The following is a 4,782-nucleotide window of genomic DNA, read 5'->3' as shown; positions in this document are numbered from 1 at the left end:
TCGACACGACGTACGTCGCGTTGCCTGCTCCGTAGGTCGCTTGACCTCAAGGATGCTTGAGGTTGTTGTGCGGTCTCGAGACGGTTGCTGCGCAACCTCCTCGACCAACGGGGCGCTGGGTGTGCCGATGAATTCGGTGGCCGATGTCGGTCCTCACGTGCAGACTCGAAGGACCACCATGACTGATCAGATCACCCCCCTCGCACCGCCTCCCGAGGATTCCGGCCTCGAGCCCTCCGGGCGGCGGTTGCCGCGCGCACTGACGCCGTTCCGCCATGCCGCCTACCGACGGCTCGGCACGGCCCTGGTGCTGCAGACGTTCGCGAGCGGGGTGTGGGTGGTCGCGCTGGTCTGGGAGGTCATCCGGATCGACGGTGGCCCCGGGCAGCTCTCGGTGGTGTCGACCGCCGGTGCCGTGGGCGTCCTGCTCCCCGCCCTGCTCGGCGGTGTCGTGGCCGACCGGATCCCGCAGAAGCTGATCCTGCTCGTCGTCGCGGCCGTCGAGCTGGCTGGCATGACCGTCGTCGCGCTGCTGTCGTGGGCCGACCTCACCCAGCTCTGGCACCTCGCGGCCGTGTCGTTCAGCACCGGTGTCGCGATGGCGTTCTACTACCCGGCCTACTCCGCCTGGCTGCCCGCGCTGGTTCCCGAGGAGGACCTGATGGCGGTCAACGGGTTCGAGGGGATGGTCCGCCCGACCGTCGGCCAGGCGATCGGCCCGGGTGTCGCGGGTGTCGTCGTCGGCGCCGCGTCCTCATCGGCGGCGCTCGGCGTCGCGGCGACGTTCAGCCTGATCGGGCTGCTGGCGCTGACCACGGTTCCGCTCACCGCCGTACGACGCGAGATCGCCGCCGACCCGGAGTCGGGCCCGGCAGGCGCGGTGGCGACGGCCTTCGCCGACATCCGCGAGGGCTTCGTCTACATGATGAGGACGCCGTGGCTGCTGGCCACGCTGCTGTTCGCGTCGATCATGATCCTGGTCCTGATGGGGCCGCTCGAGGTGCTGGTCCCGTTCCTCATCAAGGACAAGCTCGATGGCGGTCCGGGTGACCACGCGATCGTGCTGGCCTGCTTCGGTATCGGTGGCGCGGTGGGCTCCATGGCAATGGCCTCGATCCGGATGCCGCGGCGCTACCTCACCTGGATGAACCTGATGTGGGGCCTGGGCTGCCTGCCCTTCCTGCTGATCGGCTTCGCGCAGGACGTGTGGGTGATCGCGGCGTCCGCGTTCGTGATCGGCGCCTTCTTCTCCGCGCCGATGGTGATCTGGGGGACGTTGCTGCAGCGCCGCGTTCCGCCGCACCTGCTGGGCCGCGTCGCCTCGCTCGACTTCTTCGTCTCGGTCAGCCTGATGCCCGTCTCGATGGCGATCGCCGGCCCGGTGGCCGAGCTGATCGGCCTCGAGGCGACGTTCGCGATCGCGGCGATCGTGCCGGGCATCGCGGCGATCGTGGCGGTCACGTGGGCGAAGCTGCCGGCCGACGAGCTGGCGAACCCGCTCAGCGACTGAGGCGGGCCACCGCCGCCGCGACGTGGCGGTGACCGACTGCCTCGTAGCCGGCGACCGTGACCCACGGGGCGAGCGACAGCACGACCAGGCACCAGGTGAGGTCGACCTCGGCGGCAGCCATCAGCACCGGCGCGACCAGCGGGATGATGGTCAAGGCCAGCAGGAGCAGGTGGAACGCGTCGGCCGAGTGCGTGATCGCCGAGTAGAGCAGGTAGTAGCCGATGATCACGATCGCCACCGGCACCACCACGGTCAGCACCGATCCGGTGAGCCCCAGCTTGCTGTGGTGCTCCAGGTAGTACGCCGCGACATGCAGGCCGGCGCCGATGGCGACGATGCCGCCGAACAGCACCATGTGGCCGTAGCCCCAGACGAACGAACGGTCGCGCCGGGCGTGCAGGATCTCGCCGTGGGGTACGCCGAAGTACATCCACCAGATCCCGAACGTCAGCGCGGTGCCGGCGAATGCCAGCAGCGCCACGTCAACGGTGACGCCGCCCTCGGAGAGCGCGGTCAGCGACACCATCGTGCCGATCATCCCCTCGCCGAGGGTGATGATGACCATCAGGCCGTAGCGCTCGGCGACGTGGTGGGCGTGCCAGGGCGTGCCGCCGCGTCGGGTCTCGGCGTACGCCGGGCCGCCGATCTCGATCAGGAACGGGATCACCATGAGCGCGAACGTCGTCCCGACGGGGAGGTCGACAAGGGCGAGCACGCACCAGCACACCTGGGCGGCCAGGATCGAGACGATGTAGGTCCGGCACGCCGGCCCCCGGGATGCGTCGTGCCGGCCGGCCCGCCACCACTGGAACACCATGGCCACGCGCATCACGACGTAGCCCCAGACCATCACGTCGTTGTCGAGGGTGTCGCCGTCGTGGACCGACGTGAACATCGCATGCAGGCCGAGCGCGAAGACGAGGACGCCGACCATCTGCAGCATGGTGGTCAGCCGGTAGATCCAGTCGTCGGTGTCGTACGCCGAGGCGAACCAGGTGAAGTTGATCCAGGCCCACGAGATGCCGAACGTCGCGAAGCCGAACGCCACGATCCCCGCGCCGATGTGGTCCTGGGACAGGCCGTGCGCGAGCTCGTTGGCGGCCGTGCCGAAGGCGACGACGAAGGTCAGGTCGAACAGCAGCTCCAGCGGTGTCGCCACCCGGTGCGCTTCGTGCGGGTCGCGCCCGGACATGCGTTGCTTGCGGTGTGCCACCGCCGACTCAGCCATGGCGGCGAGTCTAGGCGTCTCGGTACGCCTCGCCTGGCGGCTCGGCTACGCGACGACCATCCGACGGCCCAGCAGGCCGAGCAGTCGTCGCGCCGGTCCGGCGTCCGCGCTGACGGGCACGGGCGGCCCGAACTCGCCATGCTGTTCCAGCGCCACCGCGAGGGCCGTCGGCAACAGGCCCTCGGCGAGCTCGTCGGGGAGTACGGCGTCGTACCCGGTCGTGCGTGCGACGTCCCAGCCGTGGGTCGCGATCTCCAGGGCAGCGAGGCGGGAGATGGTGCCGACCGGCACCGGGCGCCCGCCGACCTCGACGAGGGGCGTGGTGGCCGACGCCCAGGCGCCGAGCAGGCCGCACGCCTTGGACTGCAGGGCCGCGATCTGGTCGCCGACCGGCGCGGGTGCCGCACTGTGCAGGCTGATCACCCCCGTCGCACCCTCCGCGAAGGCATCGAGGGAGTCCTCCATGTGGGCGAGCAGGTCGACCAGTCGCCACTGCGCGCAGGGCGTGCGCAGGCCCAGGTGCGCGGGCGTGATCGTGACGAGGGCGCCCCGCGTGTAGGCGAGTGCGCGCTCGAGCAGCTCCACCCCCGGGTCCGTGGGCACCGGCGGGAGGCCGGGAACCGCGGACATCGCTCAGCCGGCCGGGGCGAGGTCCGGCACGTAGTCGGCCGGCAGTCGTTCGGGGAGCCCGAACCGGGCGAACAGCGCCGTGTCGAAGAAGGCCGTCACGTGCTCGACGCGGAGGTCGTCACCGCTGCCGACCATCTGCAGCACCTGCAGGTGGAACGGCTTGAAGTGACCCTCGGGCTGGCGCATGTAGAGCCCGAACGCCGGCTGGCCGTTGGCGGTCGTGGCCACCATCGGCATGTCGGCGACCCCGCCGGGGCACTTGGTTCCGATCAGCTCGCCGATGTTCTCGGGGCCGCGGTAGTGGTTGAGGAACGGCGGCATGTCCCAGGTGGCGTCGTACGTCAGGAGCTGGACGATGCGGTCGATGTCCTTGCGCCAGAACGCCTCGAGGTAGGCGTCGAGAAGGCCCTTCTGGGCCGCGTCGAGGTCGGCCTCGACCGTCTCGGGAGTCAGGCCGCGTTCGGCGAGCTGGGCGTGCGCGCGCTGCAGTGCGGAGTTCACCGCCGCGGTCGTGGTGTCGAGGGCGGTCGCCGTCTCGGCAGCCGACCAGCGCAGCACGTCGCGCAGGATCAGGACGGCGCGCTGCCGTGCCGGCAGGTGCTGCAGCGCCGCGATGAAGGCGAGGCGGATCGTGTCGCGCTCGGCGACTTCCACCGCAGCGTCCGGGATCGGCTCCAGCCACGGGACCTCGTGGTCCTCGAGCAGCTCGTCGGCAGGAGCGGAGTCCGCCGTACCGAGGCCCGTCGGGAGGGGCCGGCGGGGCTTGCTCTCCAGGTTCGTCAGGCAGACGTTCGTGGCGATCTTGTAGAGCCACGTGCGCACCGACGAGCGGCCCTGGAAGTTCGCCGACGCCTTCCACGCGCGCAGGAACGTCTCCTGCACGAGGTCCTCGGCCTCGTGCACCGACCCGCTCATCCGGTAGCAGTGCGCCATCAGCTCCCGCTGATAACGCCCGGTCAGGGTGTCGAAGTCAGCGAGCTCCTCGCTGCCTGCCACTGCCGTCTCGATCTCGGTCACCGTCGCGCTTCCCATCGCTACCCCTGTGTGTCGCCAGTGTGCCTGACGGGTTGACCGGGGTCGACCGGAAAACTCATCGGACCCCGGTGGGTGAGGTGCGAGCGAAGCGAGCCTCGATGCCCCGGATCAGGAAAATGACCAGATCAGCATCTCTGTCGGCACCGCTGCCGTGACGTCGTACGACGGCTGGTCGGTGAGGCTGAACGCGTCGCCCGCCGACAGCGGCTCGGCCAGGGAGAACCGCAGCAGTGCGCCGGTGGTGAGGTAGCCGTGCACCTGGTGGGCGGCCGGGAGCGTGAGGACCTCGCCCGCCTCGAGCCGGACCACGTCGAGGGTCGCCCCGGCGACGCCGACGCCGAGCGGGCCGCCGTCGCCGACGACGCGCACGAGCCCGGCG

5 protein-coding genes are annotated in these 4,782 nt (G+C 70.6%); 1 reads left to right on the top strand and 4 read right to left on the bottom strand.

Annotation, left to right across the window (positions count from 1 at the left end):
• Positions 1-178 precede the first annotated feature (178 nt).
• The gene (locus ACOADB_RS17990; protein ID WP_378601458.1) at positions 179-1,510 is read left to right on the top strand and encodes an MFS transporter; all 1,332 of its coding nucleotides are present in this window, start codon (positions 179-181) and stop codon (positions 1,508-1,510) included.
• Here ACOADB_RS17990 and ACOADB_RS17985 read toward each other — a convergent pair.
• From ACOADB_RS17985 to ACOADB_RS17970, 4 genes are all read right to left on the bottom strand, one after another.
• The gene (locus tag ACOADB_RS17985; protein ID WP_378601455.1) at positions 1,500-2,738 is read right to left on the bottom strand and encodes a low temperature requirement protein A; all 1,239 of its coding nucleotides are present in this window, start codon (positions 2,736-2,738) and stop codon (positions 1,500-1,502) included. The genes ACOADB_RS17990 and ACOADB_RS17985 overlap by 11 nt on opposite strands.
• A gap of 45 nt (positions 2,739-2,783) precedes the next feature.
• Entirely contained in the window at positions 2,784-3,368 is a 585-nt protein-coding gene (locus ACOADB_RS17980; RefSeq protein WP_378601452.1) for a TIGR03086 family metal-binding protein, read from the bottom strand.
• A gap of 3 nt (positions 3,369-3,371) precedes the next feature.
• Positions 3,372-4,400, bottom strand: coding sequence for a sigma-70 family RNA polymerase sigma factor (locus ACOADB_RS17975; protein WP_378601449.1), 1,029 nt, complete (start codon positions 4,398-4,400; stop codon positions 3,372-3,374).
• Positions 4,401-4,511: 111 nt separating this feature from the next.
• Positions 4,512-4,782 (bottom strand): hypothetical protein (locus tag ACOADB_RS17970; RefSeq protein WP_378601446.1); only part of this gene is annotated, 271 nt, incomplete at its 5' end.

The sequence above is a fragment of the Nocardioides sp. CPCC 206348 genome, from assembly GCF_048654705.1.
Lineage (GTDB): Bacteria > Actinomycetota > Actinomycetes > Propionibacteriales > Nocardioidaceae > Nocardioides.
Note: the sequence above shows the minus strand (reverse complement) of the source record. Positions and strands in the feature narration are given on the sequence as shown.